This is a genomic window from Treponema sp. B152 (assembly GCF_024181665.1).
Lineage (GTDB): Bacteria > Spirochaetota > Spirochaetia > Treponematales > Treponemataceae > Treponema_B > Treponema_B denticola.
On the sequence record NZ_CP058668.1, the window covers coordinates 743,364 to 759,844 of the forward strand.

The window sequence follows — 16,481 nt, forward strand, 5'->3', positions numbered from 1 at the left end:
AAAAAGTGAAAAAGCTATTTTTTTCCGTATTGCTATGCTGGACGGCTTTGAGCCTTTTTGCTCACTTTCAAATTATTTATACTCCGGCTTCAATAATCGAAGCTTCAAATAACAAGGTAGATTTTATAATTTCTTTTACCCATCCCTTTGATTCAGGCCTTACTATGGACATAGGTAAAAATGAAGCAGGCGAAATAAAAGGATTAAAGGAATTTTATTCCATCCATAAAGAAAACAAGACCGACTTAATGCCCTTTTTAAAAAAGGGGGAATTTGAATCTGCGGAAAACAAGGCCTTTGCATATACCTTTGAATTTGATAAAGAGGCAGGTTTTAGGGGAGGCGGAGACTGGGTCTTGGTTGCCGTTCCTCATCCGTATTTTGAAGCAGCCGATGACGGATATATTCAGCAGATAACTAAGGTCTTTATCAACAAGGCCGGACTTTCGACCGATTGGCAGTCAAGGGTTGCCGAAGGTTATCCCGAAATTTTGCCTTTGGTAAAGCCCTACGATATTTGGGAGGGCGGTGTGATCCGTGCCCTTGTTTTGGACTCCGATGGAAAACCCGTGCCTTATGCTCAGGTTGAATTTGAAAACATGAACTACGATGTGGATATGGCAAACAAGAAATTTACCGGAGAACCTAAGCTGCAAAAAGCGGGCGCCGGAATGATAATGGCCGATAATACCGGCGTTTTCGAGTTTATTCCTCCTTGTCCGGGATATTGGGGCTTTGCCGCCCTTAGAGTAGGGAAGGAAAAGGAATTCGGAGGAAAAGAACTTTCTCAAGATGCCGTTATTTGGTTTGAGGTCAGCAAGATTGAAGATGCGGCCGAACAGGCTGATAGCATAAAACAAGCCGATATATCTTCTTCTGACGGAGAGCCTTCTGAAAGAGCAAAACCCAAGGAAGGATTTTCGCCTGCGGCCCTGATAATAGTAATCTTGCTTTTTGTGGTTATGTTCGCTTGGCCTCCTATCTTTAAAAAGATTTCGGATAAGGCTGAAAATAAGTAGGATAGTAAATAAATAACAAATCCCCATTGGTGTCCCGTTGGGGGCTTGCTTTTTTTTTGGAAATATTTATAATTACCCGAAGGTTATAGACAAATAAGGTTCTTAAATTAATTTTTAAGATTAAAAGGGAAACCGGTGAAAAACCGGCACAGTCCCCGCTACTGTAATTGAGTTTGTTTATCATAATGCATCTATGTATTGGAAGCATAAGCCACTGTTAATATGGGAAGGCGATAAACTTTAAATCATAAGTCAGGAGACCTGCCTATTTGTATTACGAAATCCTTCGGAGGGAAGGAAAATCGGAAAACTCATTATTGTACAACTCTATTTTATTGTCAGCTTTTTCTATAAGCGGAGCTGATGTCTTGCGTTTTTCGTGTTTTCTTTATTTAATCTCCGATTTATTTTTAATTAAAAGTTTGCTGTTCCGTCTTTGGGGGCTTGCTTTTTTTTTAAGAATAAGATAGATTGTAAGTGCTGATTTACATTTGGATTTGAAAAAAAAGATTTTTCCGTGAGTTTAAAGCAAGACTTTTGGTCCTATCTTTTTTTGAACTTAAGATTATGAGTCTTTAGACTAAAATATTTGTAGGAGAGTTTTTTATGAAAAAGCGTACAGGAATAGTTTTATTTTTATTCTTGGTATCTATGGCTTCATTTGCACACTTCCAAATGATTTATACCCCGACCTCAAGAGTTGAAGGCAACTCTGTTGATTTTAAGATTGTTTTTACACATCCTGCAGAATCAGGACATGCAATGGATGTCGGTAAAAACGAGGCCGGAGAAATCAAAGGTTTTGAAAAATTCTTTTCCGTGCACAAGGAAAAGATTCAGGATCTTCTTCCCTCATTAAAGAAAACAGAGTTTACAACTTCAGAAAATACGGCTTCAGCCTATGACCTTACCTTAAATAAGGATAACGGTTTTAGAGGAGGCGGAGACTGGGCTCTTATTGCTGTTCCTCATCCTTACTATGAAGGTGCTGAAGATAAGTATATCCAGCAGATTACCAAGGTCTTTATCAATAAGGCAGGTCTTGATACGGACTGGAGTGCAAGATGTGCCGAAGGTTATCCCGAAATCATGCCATTGGTAAAGCCTTACGATGTTTGGGTAGGCGGACTTTTCAGAGGTACTGTTGTAGACTCAAAAGGCAAGCCTGTTCCCAATGCGGAAATTGAAGTTGAATATATCAACTTTGATGTAAACATGAAAAAAAGCAAATTTGAGAAGAAGGCAAAAACCAAAAATGCTGCTGCCGTTATTTTAGCAGATGAAAACGGAAACTTCTCCTTTGTCCCTCATAAGGCCGGATACTGGGGTTTTGCTGCCCTCGGTGCAGGTAATGTAAAAGAATTTGCCGGTAAAGAACTTTCACAGGATGCCGTACTTTGGATTGAAGCAGTGCCTGTAAAATAAGGATTGCCTTATGACATTGGGAATGGTTTTGACTATTTCGATAGTTGCAGGTGTGATTCTCTTACTCATCCGTAAATATTACAGGATATTTAAGGGTAAGGCTTCGGCCTGCAACTGCGGAGAAAAAAATATCAATCCTAAGAGCGGCTGCGGTTGCGGATGCTGCGGCTGTTCTGCGGAACATAAAAAAGGCTAGTTTCTTTTTACTTTAAGTCAAGAATTGTTTCTTGTTTAAATAAAAAGTTAGCTAATATAACTTATATTAACTTAAAGGAGTTTAATTATGGTTAATAAAAGAATGGGTGCAAAGATTGCACTTATACTGGTTACACTCGCAGTTATTTTTACTGCCTGTAAAACAATGCCTGCTGCAAAAGATAATAAGCTTGCAGCCGGAATGGAGTTGGCCGCCTGGAAGGGCGAGTGGGTTTCAGCAGATATCATAAAAAACAGCCCGTCTTTAAAAGCAGCTTATAAAAAAACAGCTGCAGATATGCGCTTTTATACACCAGAAGGCCTTGAAGCTGCTGCCTTGGACATGTACAAAACACCGGCGGTAAAGGCAAAGTTTGACGGTACAAACACTGTTCTTTTTACATATTTGGATAAAGACGGTAAAGAAATACAAATTTCAGTCAAATACAAGTACTTGGGACAAAAAGCTGACGGTGAGTATCCCGATTCTATGTGGGAGACTTTTGAGGCTGTAGAAGATAAGCTTGATAATGCAAACTTTAAGTATTTTATATCAATGCCTCCTCATGCTCATGGTGACGGACCAAAGCACTGGCATGCCCGTTTTGGAAGATACGGTATTGACAACCTTGTAACCGGTGCAGGAAGATGGCCTACGTACTATTCTTCATCTACACCTGAAGCTGAGCTTGTTAAGATGTTTGAATCTTCAATCCCGAATATGCCTAAATGGAATCCTGTTTCTCCCTTTGAATCCTATGCCAAGTACGGCAAATGGATCAACTCTTTATCTATTTTTGAAAATACAAGTAAAGAAGTTGAAGCTGCCTATGCAAAGGTTATAAAAGAATTTGCAGGCAAAAATCCCAATGGCGGAGATTTTACAAAGGCTGAAATTATTGCCGAATTACAAAAAGGAAATAAATCCGTTAAAGATTATTCCCACATGGAATTTATTGTAAAAGACGGAAAAAATGAACTTGTTTTCTATAAAGGAAATAAAGAAATCTTTAGATCAAGCTATGTTCGTGTTGGTGCAAGTCCTTCAAAGCCGTATATGACGATGAAGGCTGAAAGAAAAGATGCCGGTATGTTTTCTTTGATTTCATTTGTAGTTGTACACGGTAAAGCTCCGATGCTGCATTTCCACTTGTGGTACGGTAATAACGAAAAAGAAATTGAAGAGTTTGAAGGAACACCTACTTGTTACAGGACAGCTCTTACAGACGCTGAAATTGCAGCAGCTGTAGAGAAATCTGCAAGAACTCTTTTAGAAAGATTAACAAAGGCTAAAAAATAATTTTTTTTGGGAACCTATTTTTAGGTTCCCAATTTTTATTAAGTTTATCAATATTTGATAATACCTTATTTTGACATAAGGAGGTTACTATGTCTACGAAAAATTTCGGTGCAAAACTTGTATTAGTTTTGATGGTTCTTGCGGTTACTTTTACTGCATGTAAGTCGATGCCTAACACAATCGGAGGCATGAAAATTGAACCCGGTAAAGAACTTGCCGCATGGAAAGGTGAATGGGTTTCGCTGGATTCCGCAAAAAATGATCCTTCTTTAAATCCTGTATACAAAGAAGCGGCCGCCAAAATGGAAAACTATACCGTTGAAGGTTTCAAATTGGCTGTTGAAGGAATGTATAGAACATCATTTTCAAAGATAAAATTTGACGGAACAAACACTGTTGTGTTTACCGTAAAAGATGCTGATGGAAAAGAAAAAGAAATTTCTTCCGAGTATGTTTACAAGGGAAAGGTGCCTGTTATAGGTTATGACGGATATTACTGGGAAACTTTTGAAGCCGTAAAAAATGTACGCGGCCTTACTATGGCAAAATATATTATCTGTTTTCCTCCGCATCAAGATTCCGAAGGGGGGCTGCTCCATTGGCATGTAAGAACAGGCGGATCCGGTATTGACGCATTGGTAAAAGCAGATCCTATGTGGTGGCCTACCTATGTGTCTGCTTCAATGACAAAAGAAGAACTTGTAAAGAATTTTAAAGATACCATAGGAGCTGTTGCGGGCATGTTCCCAAAATCTCCCTTTGAGCCTTATGCAAAAGAAGGAAAATGGATGAATAGCTCTTTAATTTATGACAACACAAGTGCTGAGGTTAATGCCGCTTATAACAAAATCATTAAAGAATTTGCCGGTAAAAATCCTAAGGGCGGAGATTTTACAAAAGCTGAAATTATTGCCGAAATGAAAAAAGTATACGGCACGACAGATCTTTATACTCATATCGAATTTGTTACCGAAGACGGTAAGAACGAATTTGTAGTCTATAAGGACGGAAAAGAAATTCATCGAGCTGCTTATAAGAGAACTGCTGAAAATGCCTCCAAGCCCGGATTGCTTGCTGTGGTAACTGATAAAAAAGATGCAGGAATGTTTAAGACAATTTCTCTTACGAGTGCAGGAGGAAATCCTTTACATTTCCATTTTTGGTATGGTATGAATGATGCCGATTTTTCCAAAATTAAAGAGAAGCCTACATGTATACCTGCAAATACACCAAACAAAATGATTGCAGAGAGAGTTGAAAAATCTTGCCGCAAGATTTTAAAAGGTATTGTTGAAAAATAATTGTATTGAGACTTTTTATAGGAGAGAATAAAAATGAAAAAAAGAACAGCTATCTTTATTTGTTTTTTAGTATTGGGAGCAGCTCTTTTGTTTGCTCATGCCCCGATATTGCACTGTTATGATAACGGTGACGGAACTTTTACCTGTGAGGGCGGTTTTACCGACGGTTCATCTGCTGAAGGTGTAGAAATTCGAATCGAAAATCCTAAGGAAAAAGATGCAAAAAAGAAGGTTATAATTAAGACCAAGCTTGATAAAAATGGCGAGATAACAATTAAGTACGCCGATATCAAGGTAAAAGACTTTTTAATTATCTTTGATGCAGGTCCCGGCCATGTGGTAAAGGTAAAATCAAGCGATATCGAAAAATAAGATTTACTTGATTTTTTTTAAAAAAGGGACTTTGTTTTTTACACTGTCCCTTACAATAAACCTCATTTTTTTTCGTTTAAAAGAACATCGGCACTGTGCCAGCTTAAAGTTGCACATTTTATACGTGCCGGCATTTCGGCAAAATATTCCAAGATTTGAGCATCTTCCAATTCTTCCTTTTCTTCTTCCGAAATTTCTTTTCCGTTCATCATCTTAAAAAATATTTCTACCTTGCGTTTTCCTTCTTCGGCATTTTTTCCTTTTATAAGTTCAATCAGCATATTTGTAGAAGCCGTAGAAATGGCGCAGCCCCTTCCTAAAAAGGAAGCATCTTCTATGATTCCGTTTTTTTCCCGGATAAGCAGGGTAAGGTCATCACCGCATGAAGGATTATGTCCTCTTTCTATCTTTACTCCTTCGCCGGAAAGTTCGCGGCAGTTTTCTTTTTTTCGGGAGTATTCTAAAATCATTTCCTGATAAATCGTATCTATGTCCATTTATGTTCCTTATCGATATTATTTTTAAGTTTTTTTAATCCTTTAAAAAAACGCTTTTTACTTTTTTTAAGGCTGTGATCATAACGTCTATGTCTTCCTTGGTATTAAAAATAGAAAAACTTGCACGGCAGCATGAATTTATGTTTAGGTAAGCCATCAGGGGTTGCGTACAATGATGTCCGCTTCGAACCATAACGCCGTATTCATTTAAGATGTAGGATGTGTCATGCGAGTGCACATCTTTTACATTAAAGGCTATTATACCCGCCCTTTCCTCAGCATCGGTGCCGTAGGTTTCTATAAAATCAAGTTTTTTTAATTCCGAAAGAGCATAAGAGTCCAATTCTTTTACGGTTTTTTCTATATTGTCATAACCGATTTTTTCGATATATTCTATTGCATTTTTAAGAGAAACTATGGCAGTTGTATCGTGGGTGCCGCCTTCGTATTTGTAGGGGGCTTCCTTAAACTCGCTTGATTCTTCTGAAACAAAGTTTATCATATCTCCGCCGTATAAAAAAGGCGGCATCTTGTCCAAGAGCTCTTTTTTTCCGTAAAGAACCCCGACACCGAAGTCCGAAAAAATCTTGTGTCCCGAAAAAACTAAAAAGTCGCAGTCAAGGGCTGATACGTCCTGCTTGTAGTGAGCAATGGCTTGGGCTGCATCAACCACAACAACGGCTCCGTTTTGGTGGGCTAGTTTTATTACCTCTTCTACAGGGTTTATAATTCCTGTAGCATTTACCACGCTTGAGATGGCGACCACCTTTGTTTTAGAGGAAAGTTTAGCCTTAAAGTCATTTATGTCCAAGGTACCGCTTTTGTTAAGATAGATAAATTTTACGGCAGCCCCCGTTTGTTTTGCAACAAACTGCCAAGGTACGAGGTTTGCATGATGGTTTGATACCGCCAATAGAATTTCATCTCCGCTTTTAAGCTGTGATAAGCCGTAACAATAGGCAATTATATTGAGAGCCTCGGTAGAATTTTTTGTAAAGATAATGCTTTCAATTTTGTCGGCTCCGATAAACTCGGCTGTTTTTTTTCGTGTTTCTTCAACCAAAATAGAAGAGGCTATTGCAAGGGAATGAGAGCCTCGTCCCGCATTTCCGTTTGACTGTAAAAAATATTCTTTTATGCCTTCTATAACCGGTATTGGCCTCTGTGCCGTTGCCGCCGAATCCAAATAATGAATGTTAGGATTTTGCATAAGCAATGGAAAATCATTTTTGTACATCTATTTCTATGCTCCTTAAAGCCGCATTTCTCTTTATTTTACATAAAAATAAGCCTTTTGTCCAGCAATGGGGGATCGAAAAGGAATTAAGATGAGGGTAAGACTTGACAAGTAATCAAAAAATGATTATAATTTACATATGTATAGGATAATCCAAAAAAAACGGATCACAAAGGCTGTAGCAAAAATGCCGCAAAAAGAACAAGAATTATATGCTCAGCTCATACTTGATTTAAAAGAATCCGGACCTGTACAAACGGCTTGGTCCAATTTTAGTTCTTTAGGTAAAAATAAATATCATTGTCATTTATCATATCATTGGATTGCATGTTGGAAAGAGACGATAAAAGGTATTGAAATGGAGGTCTATTATGCTGGTTCACGTGAAAACGCCCCTTATTAAAATTGAAGGTGACATTCCGCCTGATTTATTAAACTTTGTAAAAACTAAATACAACCATGTTACTGTTGAGTATGATGAAGATGACGAATATGAAGAGGTAACTGAAACAGAATGGTTTAAAAATATTCAAAAAAATATGACACCTCAAAAAACATTAAAGCTTTTAAGAAACCGTGACAATCTTACACAGGCTCAACTCGCTGAAAAACTTTGTATTAATGTACAAAATGTCTCCGGCATGGAAAGGGGTGCCCGTCCTATCAGTATTGCTATGGCAAAAAAACTAGGAGAGGTATTTAACACAAGCTATAAAAAATTCTTATAGTATTTTTACTTGGAAATAAACATAACAGCTCCGCAAAATATGAAAATAGCAGTGAAATAGACAATTCCATTTATCAGGTTCTTTAATTGGAATTGTCCGGCCTTGCAGCATATTTTCTACATATTGAGGATTAGGCGAAACAGTTTACCTAAATATTCCAATGATAATAAGTCTTTTGCGTGAGATTAAACGAATATGACTGATTTTGCTTTTAAAGGAAGGATTGGGCGCTGACGGGATCGAACCGCCGACATTCTGGGTGTAAACCAGACGCTCGTACCAGCTGAGCTAAGCGCCCAATGATATGGATAATATTACAAATCACAAAAAATGTCAATACATATTTTGTAAAAAAATGAAGTTTTTTGCCGCAGTCTTATCGCTTCTTTTTGAGCTATTTATTTAATTTTACAAGCCCCGGCACCGGCTGAGGCTTGATAAATTTTATAAACTTAAATGGATGTATATCTATTGCATTTGAATACCAGCCGCCTATGGAGTAAATATCTATAATATTTACGCTTAACCTATAGGATATCGGAATAATCACGCTCTCTCCCAGCAAGAGCTCTTCTGCCTTGCTCAACATCTCGTATCGTTTTTTAAAGTCTTTTTCGGCATGGGATTTGAGGATTATTCTTTCAAATTCCTGATTTTTCCAGTCCGAGTCATTGAGGTTGGAATTAGGCCGGAACATCTCCAAAAAGGCCAGAGGGTCTGCGAAGTCCCCTATCCAAGTGATTGTTCCTAAATCGTAATCATTTGATTTTAGACTGTTATAATAAGCGTTCAAAGAAATAAGCTTAACTTCGGTTTTTACCCCGATTTTTGACCATGCAGCCGATAAAATTTCGGCTAATTCTTGATAATACGTATTTTCGGGTATTTTAATTACCACCTTTTTTTGTTCTTCGTTTAAATTAAGTTTATTTATGATTTCTTGGGCTTTTTGCAGGTTATATTCATTTACACCCTGAATTTTGGGGTAGCCTGCAAGGGGAAAAATCAAAGTTTCAGCCTTTATGGGATAACCATTGCGTAATTCCTCATAGGGAACAGCTAAAAGAAGGGCCTTTCTAAACTCCGCATCCTTAATATTCGGAGATGAAGTCTTAAAGAAAAAATAATCAGTTGCAAAAAGAGGGTCGATATTTACACAACGCTGATCGCCTATTTTAGAAATCACATCGCTTCTTGAAAGCCAATGAATCTTCCCTATATTGAATTTTTCTATAGCTTCTTCCTTGCTTAAATCGAGGAAGAGGTTTATTTGAGGAATCTGGACATTATCCTTATCCCAATAATTTTCATTTTTTACCAAAATCAGCTCTTTTTCGGAAAATTTTTTTATCTTATAGGCACCGCTTGATATGGGTTTAAAGCTGTCCCTTAATTTTTCTATTCTTTCTATGTTAGAAAATTTTAAGGCCGCTTCAAGCTGAGAGGCTTCAACTGCTGAAAAGGCATGATGGCATAGAATATTGGGAAGGTGCTCAATTTCTGTATTTGTGGTTATTAAAAGAACTTGCCCGCTTTCGGCTTTTATTCCGACTTGATTTTTATTTTTTAGTTTTCCGTTACGGTAATCGGCTGCTCCGTCTATGCAGTCCAAAAGCGAAGCGTATGGATGATTGCCGGCAGGGTTTAAAAGATTCAGCCATGAATCGACAAAGGTTTGAGCCGTTATGGGTTTTCCGTTTTCAAATTTTGCATCCTTTCTGATTGTAAAACGCCACGTTCTTCCGCCTGAAACACTGTACTTTTCGGCAAGAGCCGGAACCGGCTGCAATGTATAAGGATCATATACAAAAAGGCCTTCACAAAGGGCCGTTAAGATTTGGGCTTCTCCCGCATCGAAGGCCGTATGAGGGTGAAGCATTGGTATTCCTGAAGTTATGGAAATATTCAGTTCTTTTTTTTGGTCTTCTTGTGAAAACAGACAAAAGGATAGTAAAAACAAAAATAATGCTAATAGTTTATTCTTCATATAAGCGACATTATATTGTTTTTTTTATTATTATTCAATCGGATTATATTTTAGATAACCCCAAGTTTTTTCATTTGGCTTACTTCTTCGCTGAGAGTCTGATATTCGGCCCGGTATTGGTTTGCCTTTATAATCGAATTTGTGATTGTTGTAATTTCTATCTTAATACCTCTTATTTTGCTTCTAAGCTCAGGTTTTACGTTTTTATAAAATTCGTCAAGCCCTCCGAGCTGTTTTAGGATTTCATTGCTGTCGCTTATGTATTTTGTAAGGCTGTTAAAAAGAAGCTCGTTAGGCATTGTTTTTATTTTTTGATTGACAACCGAATTCGGCATCAAAATACTTTGGAATAAGGCTATTTTTTGAAGCACTTCTTTTTCAAAAACGGAATAGTTAATTGTTTGTTTTTTTGTATTTTGATTGATATTATCGGTAATAATGATTGTTATATGCTTTTCAGGAGGCTCCAATTTTAAAATTTGCCTGAAAATTTCAGCAATTTTTCTAAATAATGTATTTTCGGATTTATAAACGAGATCTTGATTTGATTTTATTTTTTCCAATGCTGCTTTTAAGTGAGGAGCGGAATTTGAAAGAACCCTTAAGCCCGATATTAAAATAGGTCTGTGGTTGACTTCTTTATTTTCAAAAGAACTTTCCTTTGGTTTGACTTCAAGGCGGGATAGAACCTCCTGTTGTAATATGGCCGAATCATCCCCGTAATCTTCTCTGATTATTTCGACTATAAGATCCGTGTAAAAAGGCTTTTTTTTGAGCTTTAGGGTGAAAATCTTTTTTATTTCCCTTAGTATATTTGAAGGATTTGCACAATCCGCCTTGGTTATCTTTACTGAAGGTATAATTTCTCTGCGTATTAAAAGTTTGTATTCTTCACGGTGAAAGATGGAAAGGCTTTTAAGCTGGGTATTGATATAGGTCTCGCTTTTTCCAAGATGAGCTACGGAATCCCGTAAAAGACTGCTTGATAATTGGTCCGGACTTTTAAAAAGGTTATTTATTATATCGGCTATAGCCCGCGTATTTGTATGACTCGATGTATTTGTAAAATCCGACCAAATAAAGGTACTGTTTAGTTCAAGAAGGATGGAAATTCTTTTGGGAGTCAAAAACTCGGTATTAAACTGATAATAATTGTTGACAAATTCCAGCATTGTTTCATAATGGGCCAAGCGGGTACCTATAACGCTAGCCTTTTCCGAGTCTGCAAAGTTTTCCTTGCTGGGAATTTCAACCTCAGTCATTTTACTGTCATATTTATAAGGATCATCATGGATGACCCGTTTTTTTAAAAGAGTGCTTCTGACTGCGTGAAGGGCACTGCTTTGAATATTGTAGTTTTCCCTCACCTTGGGAAGAATTTGAGAGTTAAACTCATTCCTTTTTGTTTCAAGTATTACCGAAAGTTCCTCAACAAAGTTTTTTCTATTTTCCATACCCCACTTATCGGCATTTTTCTCTTTTTGTATAAGTATATAATAAGTAAAGATTTTTACCGGCCTTAGGGGTTTGACAAAGTTCTTCTTTTATCGTATTCTGTTATACATGTTTGTTTCAGTTGTTATAGATCCGGGTGGAAGGGAATCGGCTTCTCATCTCGCAGAAGTTCTAACGGCCAACGGCTTTGAACGGGTTCAGCATGCCTGTTGGGAATCGGTAACAATAAACGATGAAGGCCTTGTTACATTAAAGCAGGATATAGACCGAGTTACCGACTATTATGATATAGTCCGCCTTTATCAATATCCTATTCAGGACGTGTTTGCCGTAACTACGCTTTATAAAAAAAAGTGGAGGAGGGTGCTTGTACGCCCGCCTGCAAAAAAGTTGGAGAATTAAACCTTATGGAAGACTATAGATCAAATTTAGAAGCCTTAAAAAACGATATCTCTAATATTTGGGGGCGTCTTTGACCCCGAGGCGGTTAAAGCAAAAATAGCCGAAAAAGAAGCTATAACCTTAGCTCCCGATTTTTGGAATGACAGTAAAAAAGCCGAAAAAATTATGGGCGAGATAAAGGCCCTTAAAAACAGAATTTATCCTTGGCAGGAGCTTATGGATGAGGTTTCCGATTTGGAAGTTTTAATGGAGCTTTCGGAAGAATCCGGCAATGAAGAACTGTCTGAAGAAATCGGCTCAAATTATAACTCGGTTTACGAAAAATATAAAAAATTAAGTATATTGAGCCTCCTTTCAGGTGAGGTCGATAAAAACGATGCCTACCTTACGGTTCATGCAGGGGCAGGGGGAACTGAGGCCTGCGATTGGGCCGGTATGCTGGTGCGCATGTATTTGCGCTGGTGCGAGTCCAGAGGCTTTAAAACGGAAACCATAGACGTTGTTGAAGCCGAGGGCGGAATTAAATCTGCAACATTTCAGATTTCAGGCGAATTTGCCTTCGGCCTTTTAAAAAGCGAAACGGGGATTCATAGGCTGGTGCGTATCAGCCCCTTTGATTCCAACGGCAGGAGGCATACATCTTTTACATCGGTCTTTGCTTTTCCTGTCCTTGATGATACGATAGAGGTGGATATAAGGCCTGAAGACTTGCGTATCGACACATACCGAGCCGGAGGGGCCGGAGGTCAGCACGTAAACAAAACCGACTCGGCCGTACGTATTACCCATATTCCAACCGGAATAGTTGTAGCCTGCCAAACTCAAAGGAGCCAAATCAGCAATAGGGCCACGGCTATGAATGTTCTAAAATCCAGGCTTTATAATTATTATGAAGAACAAAAAGAAAAAGAGAATATGAAGTTTGCCGCCGAAAAAAAAGGTATTTCTTGGGGCAATCAAATCCGTTCCTATGTTTTTCAGCCTTACACAATGGTAAAAGATCACAGGACAAAGTATGAAACGGGAAACATTCAGGCTGTAATGGATGGAGAAATAGACGAATTTATCAACAGCTTTTTAAATACAAAGATTGAAGATATGAGTATTGATGAGGACGATTCTCTATGATATGTATTGTATGCAAATCCGAATTTTTGGCAGCCGATATAAGAGCAATATGTCTTTCTCATGTAAACGAAACAATTAAGATTTTGCCTCAATCTTTGCTTTTGCATACATTAACAAATGAAGATGTCCGCCTCGTTTTTTTTGATTCAAGCCTTTTTACGGATACGGCTTCTTTTAGAAAAAAAAGCCCTCATACTCAATTTGTTGTTATTTCTTCTATCGGGGATGAAGGTCTTGCAGAAAAAGCTCTTATCTGCGGCGCCTCGGATTTTTTATTATGCCCATTTACGGAAAAAGGAGTTACAATCTGCTTATGAGGTTCTCCTTTAAATTGAAAAAACTTATTTTTTTATTCGCATTTTTTTTTATAGCTTGTTTTTTATTTTCACAAAAAAATGAAGATGAAAATTCCTATTGGACTATTGCCGTTTCGGAATTTAAAACGGACGGACTTCCTTCTTCTTATCAAAGTTATAAAACGATAGTGCCTGAAATGTTTTTAATCTACATGGATACCGGAGCAAAAAGAATAGTCCCCTTTGAAGAAAAAAAAATGAGGGCTGTGATGGAAGCTTCAAATAAAAAGCTGAGGCTTATAAAAGACAGGGCAAAACTTATAAAAGAAAGGGATGAGCTTTTTTTGTCGGTTGAAGACAAAAAAATAAAAGACGAAAAAGAGAAAAAACTTACGGAAGAAATTTTAAAAAAAGAAAAAAGTATTTATGAAGCCGATATAGATATCAAAATTGAAGAAACCCGTTTTTTTAGTTCAAGTCATCCTAAAAATATAAACTTATGGAAGTACGGAGAATCTTTATATACGATGTCTGAAAATGCCGACCTAGGTGAAAACTTAAAAAAAGAAAATATCTCGGCTCTTATTTACGGCTCGGTAAAAGATATTTCGGACTATATGGTTATAACCGCTTATTTGGATATGGGTATTCCCGGAATGAAGATTCACGAATTTTCGGGGGCCGGAAGATATGATGATGTTGAAAAAGTCGTAGAAATGATGGTGCGTCAAATATACACGATTATTCAAAATACAAAAGAGGTAAAGGTATTTTTTGATGTTACTCCTAAAAATGCAAAGGTTTATATTGACGGTGAGTTGATACGGGATTTTTCAAAACCCATAACGCTGCGTGAAGGATTTTATCAAATAGGAGCTTCTGCTCAAGGTTATGTTGAAGAAACAAAAAAACTGGAATTAAAAAATAAGGATGCCTATACCCTAAAAATTAATTTAAAAAAAGAAGAATCTATGGCAATCGGTTTTAATCTTAAAAGTGCTTCTCCCAATTTATTTTTTAAATCCCAATACTCTATTCGTATTCCCGGAATTATAACTATACCTAAAATGAAGTCTATTTTTGAATTTGAGGAAAATGGTGTCCATACTTTCGGTGTTCTTGAGCCGAAGAATAACACTTTTTCTCCTCAAAATGTTCAAAACATGATTATAAAGTTAAACAAAAAAAATGTAAAAGATTCGATAGAGACTCAACGAAAAATTTTATATTGGTCTTTAGGGGCTTTGTACATAAGCCTGCCTATAACGATGATTTTAAATTCTAAAGTAGATGATCAAGTATACGCTTTTAAAAGCGGAAAACTTCCTTATACACAATCCGAAGCAGATCGTATAAATAAACTCGTACTGACCCAAAATATTCTTCAAGGAGTTACGATTGCTTTGGGCATTAATTATTTTGTACAGTTGATAATCTATCTTGTGAAGGCTGATAGGGCCTTACCGCGAAAGATAAAACCTAATTATTCAGTTCCTGTTTATGAGGAAGTTAAGACTGATAAAGATACTGTAGTTAATGATAAAGATACGGTTATTAAAGATGAGGAGAATAAAAATGAAGAATAAAAGTTTTGCTGCCGGATTAAAAAAACTATTCGGTTTATATAAGGGTCCGGAAGAATCTTTTTTTGAAGATTTAACCGATACTCTGATAGAAGGAGATATAGGTGCAAAGACGGCCCTCGAAATAGAAGCTTCTTTAAAAGAGTTATGTAAAAAGGAAAAACTCGTTTCTGAAGATGATGTTTTAAACGGTCTTTATAATATTTTATTACCCTATGTAAAGGTAACTTCTTTAATTCCGGAGAAAGACAAGGTTTCTATTTATCTTGTCTTAGGGGTAAACGGAGTCGGCAAAACAACTTCAATAGGAAAGATGGCTCATTATTATAAACAAAAATACGGTACACCCATCATTTTGGCGGCCGGAGATACTTTTAGAGCCGCTGCAATTGAACAGTTGAAATTTCACGGTGAAAAAAATGATGTGAGGGTTGTCGCTCATCAGCATGGGGGAGATCCGGGGGCGGTCATCTTTGATGCCGGAGATGCAATGGCTTCATCAGGCGGAGGTCTTGTCCTTGCAGATACGGCAGGACGGCTTCACAATAAAGATAATTTGGTAAGGGAGCTTCAAAAAATCGACAGGATTGCAAAGACAAAGGCTTCTGAAGGCTGCTATAAAAAGATATTGGTATTGGATACAACTACCGGTCAAAACGGTTTAAGACAGGCTGAAGTTTTCCATGAAGCTATAGGAGTCGATGCGGTCTTTTTAACAAAGTATGATTCTACGGCGAAGGGCGGTGTGGCCGTTACGGCAGGAAAAGAGCTTAACCTTCCCATGCTTTTTGTCGGAACCGGAGAAAAATATGAAAACATATCTCCTTTTTCGGCTGAAAACTATGTAAAGGAATTTATCGGAAAAATATAAATGAGTTTAAAAAAAATATTATGTTTTGTTTTTATTTTATACTCTCTTTTTATTTTTGCAGACGGATCGGAAAATTCTGATGTTCAATCCCCTCCTGTTACAGAAACCGAAGATCAAAATTTGCCTGCAACCGAAAATAAAAATTTATCCGAAAACGAAAAAGATCCGGAAGAATCCGATAAGGGATTTTATTCCATCCAAAGCTCCGGGCTTACGGCCTGTTTTGGAGACAGGTGGTTTTTTGAACAACTGGATGATAAGGGCAGACCTCTTATTTCCGTCTTATATGAAAAAGATAAACTTATAGAAAAAAAAACATATACCTACAAAGACGGTTATCCTGAATCTTGCGAAGTCGTTTTATCGGATAAACTTATCAAAATAAAATATAATCAAAAAAGAATGGAAACCGAAAAAATCATTTACGATGCGGAAGGCAAAAACGAGCTCGAAAAAAATATTTATACTTATAATGAAAATAATTTATTGATAGAATCGTTTTTAAAAAAAGAAGGAACCGAATATATTTCAAAGTATGAATACGGACCTGAAAATAAAACAAAATCTAAAACCGACTTTGTAAACGGAAATAAAATTTCTTACACGGAATATATGACGGATAAAAAGATAGTTCATTTATTCGAATATGGAAAAGAAGTCGGTGTGGTAGAGGAAGAAACATAAA

Annotated in this window: 18 protein-coding genes, 1 tRNA gene and 1 riboswitch; of the genes, 14 read left to right on the forward strand and 5 right to left on the reverse strand. The window is 37.1% G+C overall.

Going from position 1 to position 16,481, the window contains the following annotated elements; all coding sequences use genetic code 11:
• Positions 1-5: 5 nt before the first annotated feature.
• From HYB91_RS03300 to HYB91_RS03325, 6 genes are all read left to right on the forward strand, one after another.
• The gene (locus tag HYB91_RS03300) at positions 6-1,019 is read left to right on the forward strand and encodes a DUF4198 domain-containing protein (protein ID WP_002675499.1); all 1,014 of its coding nucleotides are present in this window, start codon (positions 6-8) and stop codon (positions 1,017-1,019) included.
• A 79-nt stretch (positions 1,020-1,098) separates the two neighbouring features.
• A riboswitch (cobalamin riboswitch) is annotated at positions 1,099-1,303 on the forward strand.
• A 322-nt stretch (positions 1,304-1,625) separates the two neighbouring features.
• A complete protein-coding gene (locus tag HYB91_RS03305) occupies positions 1,626-2,444 on the forward strand; it encodes a DUF4198 domain-containing protein (protein ID WP_002675497.1) in 819 nt (272 codons plus the stop codon).
• 10 nt (positions 2,445-2,454) lie between these two features.
• The gene (locus HYB91_RS03310) at positions 2,455-2,640 is read left to right on the forward strand and encodes a hypothetical protein (protein WP_002674680.1); all 186 of its coding nucleotides are present in this window, start codon (positions 2,455-2,457) and stop codon (positions 2,638-2,640) included.
• Between the two features lie 87 nt (positions 2,641-2,727).
• Positions 2,728-3,939 carry a ZinT/AdcA family metal-binding protein gene (locus tag HYB91_RS03315; protein ID WP_002675495.1) on the forward strand — a complete coding sequence of 404 codons (1,212 nt, stop codon included), beginning with the start codon at positions 2,728-2,730 and terminating at the stop codon, positions 3,937-3,939.
• An 89-nt stretch (positions 3,940-4,028) separates the two neighbouring features.
• The gene (locus HYB91_RS03320; RefSeq protein WP_002675493.1) at positions 4,029-5,240 is read left to right on the forward strand and encodes a ZinT/AdcA family metal-binding protein; all 1,212 of its coding nucleotides are present in this window, start codon (positions 4,029-4,031) and stop codon (positions 5,238-5,240) included.
• A gap of 33 nt (positions 5,241-5,273) precedes the next feature.
• A complete protein-coding gene (locus HYB91_RS03325; RefSeq protein ID WP_002674683.1) occupies positions 5,274-5,612 on the forward strand; it encodes a hypothetical protein in 339 nt (112 codons plus the stop codon).
• Between the two features lie 62 nt (positions 5,613-5,674).
• Here the strand turns inward: HYB91_RS03325 and sufU are convergent, their stop codons facing one another.
• Complete coding sequence (gene sufU / locus HYB91_RS03330; protein WP_002675492.1) at positions 5,675-6,109, reverse strand: Fe-S cluster assembly sulfur transfer protein SufU; 435 nt, start codon at positions 6,107-6,109, stop codon at positions 5,675-5,677.
• A gap of 34 nt (positions 6,110-6,143) precedes the next feature.
• Positions 6,144-7,346: a SufS family cysteine desulfurase gene (locus tag HYB91_RS03335; RefSeq protein WP_002675491.1), complete on the reverse strand. Its 1,203-nt coding sequence runs from the start codon at positions 7,344-7,346 to the stop codon at positions 6,144-6,146.
• A gap of 187 nt (positions 7,347-7,533) precedes the next feature.
• Between HYB91_RS03335 and HYB91_RS03340 the strand changes: the two genes are divergently transcribed.
• On the forward strand, positions 7,534-7,749 hold the full coding sequence (locus HYB91_RS03340; protein WP_002674690.1) for a hypothetical protein: 216 nt from the start codon (positions 7,534-7,536) through the stop codon (positions 7,747-7,749).
• Entirely contained in the window at positions 7,718-8,074 is a 357-nt protein-coding gene (locus HYB91_RS03345) for a helix-turn-helix domain-containing protein (protein ID WP_002668322.1), read from the forward strand. Before HYB91_RS03340 ends, HYB91_RS03345 begins: the two co-directional genes overlap by 32 nt.
• Before the next feature lie 224 nt (positions 8,075-8,298).
• Here the strand turns inward: HYB91_RS03345 and HYB91_RS03350 are convergent.
• The 3 genes from HYB91_RS03350 to HYB91_RS03360 form a co-directional block, all read right to left on the reverse strand.
• Positions 8,299-8,372, reverse strand: a tRNA-Val gene (locus HYB91_RS03350).
• Positions 8,373-8,468: 96 nt separating this feature from the next.
• The gene (locus HYB91_RS03355; protein ID WP_002675490.1) at positions 8,469-9,953 is read right to left on the reverse strand and encodes a peptide ABC transporter substrate-binding protein; all 1,485 of its coding nucleotides are present in this window, start codon (positions 9,951-9,953) and stop codon (positions 8,469-8,471) included.
• A 158-nt stretch (positions 9,954-10,111) separates the two neighbouring features.
• Positions 10,112-11,515: a TP0584 family protein gene (locus HYB91_RS03360; protein ID WP_002675488.1), complete on the reverse strand. Its 1,404-nt coding sequence runs from the start codon at positions 11,513-11,515 to the stop codon at positions 10,112-10,114.
• 109 nt (positions 11,516-11,624) lie between these two features.
• Between HYB91_RS03360 and HYB91_RS03365 the strand changes: the two genes are divergently transcribed.
• The 6 genes from HYB91_RS03365 to HYB91_RS03390 all read left to right on the forward strand — a co-directional run bounded on the left by HYB91_RS03365 (position 11,625) and on the right by HYB91_RS03390 (position 16,480).
• Positions 11,625-11,918 (forward strand): hypothetical protein, encoded by a 294-nt coding sequence (locus HYB91_RS03365; protein ID WP_002668328.1) that lies wholly within the window; start codon positions 11,625-11,627, stop codon positions 11,916-11,918.
• Between the two features lie 5 nt (positions 11,919-11,923).
• Positions 11,924-13,046, forward strand: a protein-coding gene (gene prfB / locus HYB91_RS03370) for a peptide chain release factor 2 (protein WP_252508159.1) whose coding sequence is annotated in 2 segments (ribosomal slippage) — positions 11,924-11,989 and positions 11,991-13,046 — 1,122 coding nt in all. Because the reading frame shifts where the segments join, the coding sequence is not laid out codon by codon here.
• Positions 13,043-13,363: a response regulator transcription factor gene (locus HYB91_RS03375; RefSeq protein ID WP_002668331.1), complete on the forward strand. Its 321-nt coding sequence runs from the start codon at positions 13,043-13,045 to the stop codon at positions 13,361-13,363. Before prfB ends, HYB91_RS03375 begins: the two co-directional genes overlap by 4 nt.
• Positions 13,360-14,928 carry a PEGA domain-containing protein gene (locus HYB91_RS03380; RefSeq protein ID WP_002675484.1) on the forward strand — a complete coding sequence of 523 codons (1,569 nt, stop codon included), beginning with the start codon at positions 13,360-13,362 and terminating at the stop codon, positions 14,926-14,928. The genes HYB91_RS03375 and HYB91_RS03380 overlap by 4 nt, the downstream gene beginning before the upstream one ends.
• The gene (ftsY, locus tag HYB91_RS03385) at positions 14,918-15,796 is read left to right on the forward strand and encodes a signal recognition particle-docking protein FtsY (RefSeq protein WP_002675482.1); all 879 of its coding nucleotides are present in this window, start codon (positions 14,918-14,920) and stop codon (positions 15,794-15,796) included. The genes HYB91_RS03380 and ftsY overlap by 11 nt, the downstream gene beginning before the upstream one ends.
• The gene (locus tag HYB91_RS03390) at positions 15,797-16,480 is read left to right on the forward strand and encodes a hypothetical protein (protein ID WP_002675481.1); all 684 of its coding nucleotides are present in this window, start codon (positions 15,797-15,799) and stop codon (positions 16,478-16,480) included.
• Position 16,481 lies beyond the last annotated feature (1 nt).

Bases quoted from the DNA above. Each gene is read 5' to 3' on its own strand.
- HYB91_RS03360 (WP_002675488.1), bottom strand. From the start codon at position 11,515: ATGGAAAATAGAAAAAACTTTGTTGAGGAACTTTCGGTAATACTTGAA.
- HYB91_RS03315 (WP_002675495.1), top strand. From the start codon at position 2,728: ATGGTTAATAAAAGAATGGGTGCAAAGATTGCACTTATACTGGTTACA.
- sufU (WP_002675492.1), bottom strand. From the start codon at position 6,109: ATGGACATAGATACGATTTATCAGGAAATGATTTTAGAATACTCCCGA.
- HYB91_RS03390 (WP_002675481.1), top strand. From the start codon at position 15,797: ATGAGTTTAAAAAAAATATTATGTTTTGTTTTTATTTTATACTCTCTT.
- HYB91_RS03340 (WP_002674690.1), top strand. From the start codon at position 7,534: ATGCCGCAAAAAGAACAAGAATTATATGCTCAGCTCATACTTGATTTA.
- HYB91_RS03325 (WP_002674683.1), top strand. From the start codon at position 5,274: ATGAAAAAAAGAACAGCTATCTTTATTTGTTTTTTAGTATTGGGAGCA.
- HYB91_RS03375 (WP_002668331.1), top strand. From the start codon at position 13,043: ATGATATGTATTGTATGCAAATCCGAATTTTTGGCAGCCGATATAAGA.
- HYB91_RS03380 (WP_002675484.1), top strand. From the start codon at position 13,360: ATGAGGTTCTCCTTTAAATTGAAAAAACTTATTTTTTTATTCGCATTT.
- HYB91_RS03335 (WP_002675491.1), bottom strand. From the start codon at position 7,346: ATGTACAAAAATGATTTTCCATTGCTTATGCAAAATCCTAACATTCAT.
- HYB91_RS03355 (WP_002675490.1), bottom strand. From the start codon at position 9,953: ATGCTTCACCCTCATACGGCCTTCGATGCGGGAGAAGCCCAAATCTTA.
- HYB91_RS03310 (WP_002674680.1), top strand. From the start codon at position 2,455: ATGACATTGGGAATGGTTTTGACTATTTCGATAGTTGCAGGTGTGATT.
- HYB91_RS03320 (WP_002675493.1), top strand. From the start codon at position 4,029: ATGTCTACGAAAAATTTCGGTGCAAAACTTGTATTAGTTTTGATGGTT.
- HYB91_RS03345 (WP_002668322.1), top strand. From the start codon at position 7,718: ATGCTGGTTCACGTGAAAACGCCCCTTATTAAAATTGAAGGTGACATT.
- HYB91_RS03305 (WP_002675497.1), top strand. From the start codon at position 1,626: ATGAAAAAGCGTACAGGAATAGTTTTATTTTTATTCTTGGTATCTATG.
- ftsY (WP_002675482.1), top strand. From the start codon at position 14,918: ATGAAGAATAAAAGTTTTGCTGCCGGATTAAAAAAACTATTCGGTTTA.
- HYB91_RS03365 (WP_002668328.1), top strand. From the start codon at position 11,625: ATGTTTGTTTCAGTTGTTATAGATCCGGGTGGAAGGGAATCGGCTTCT.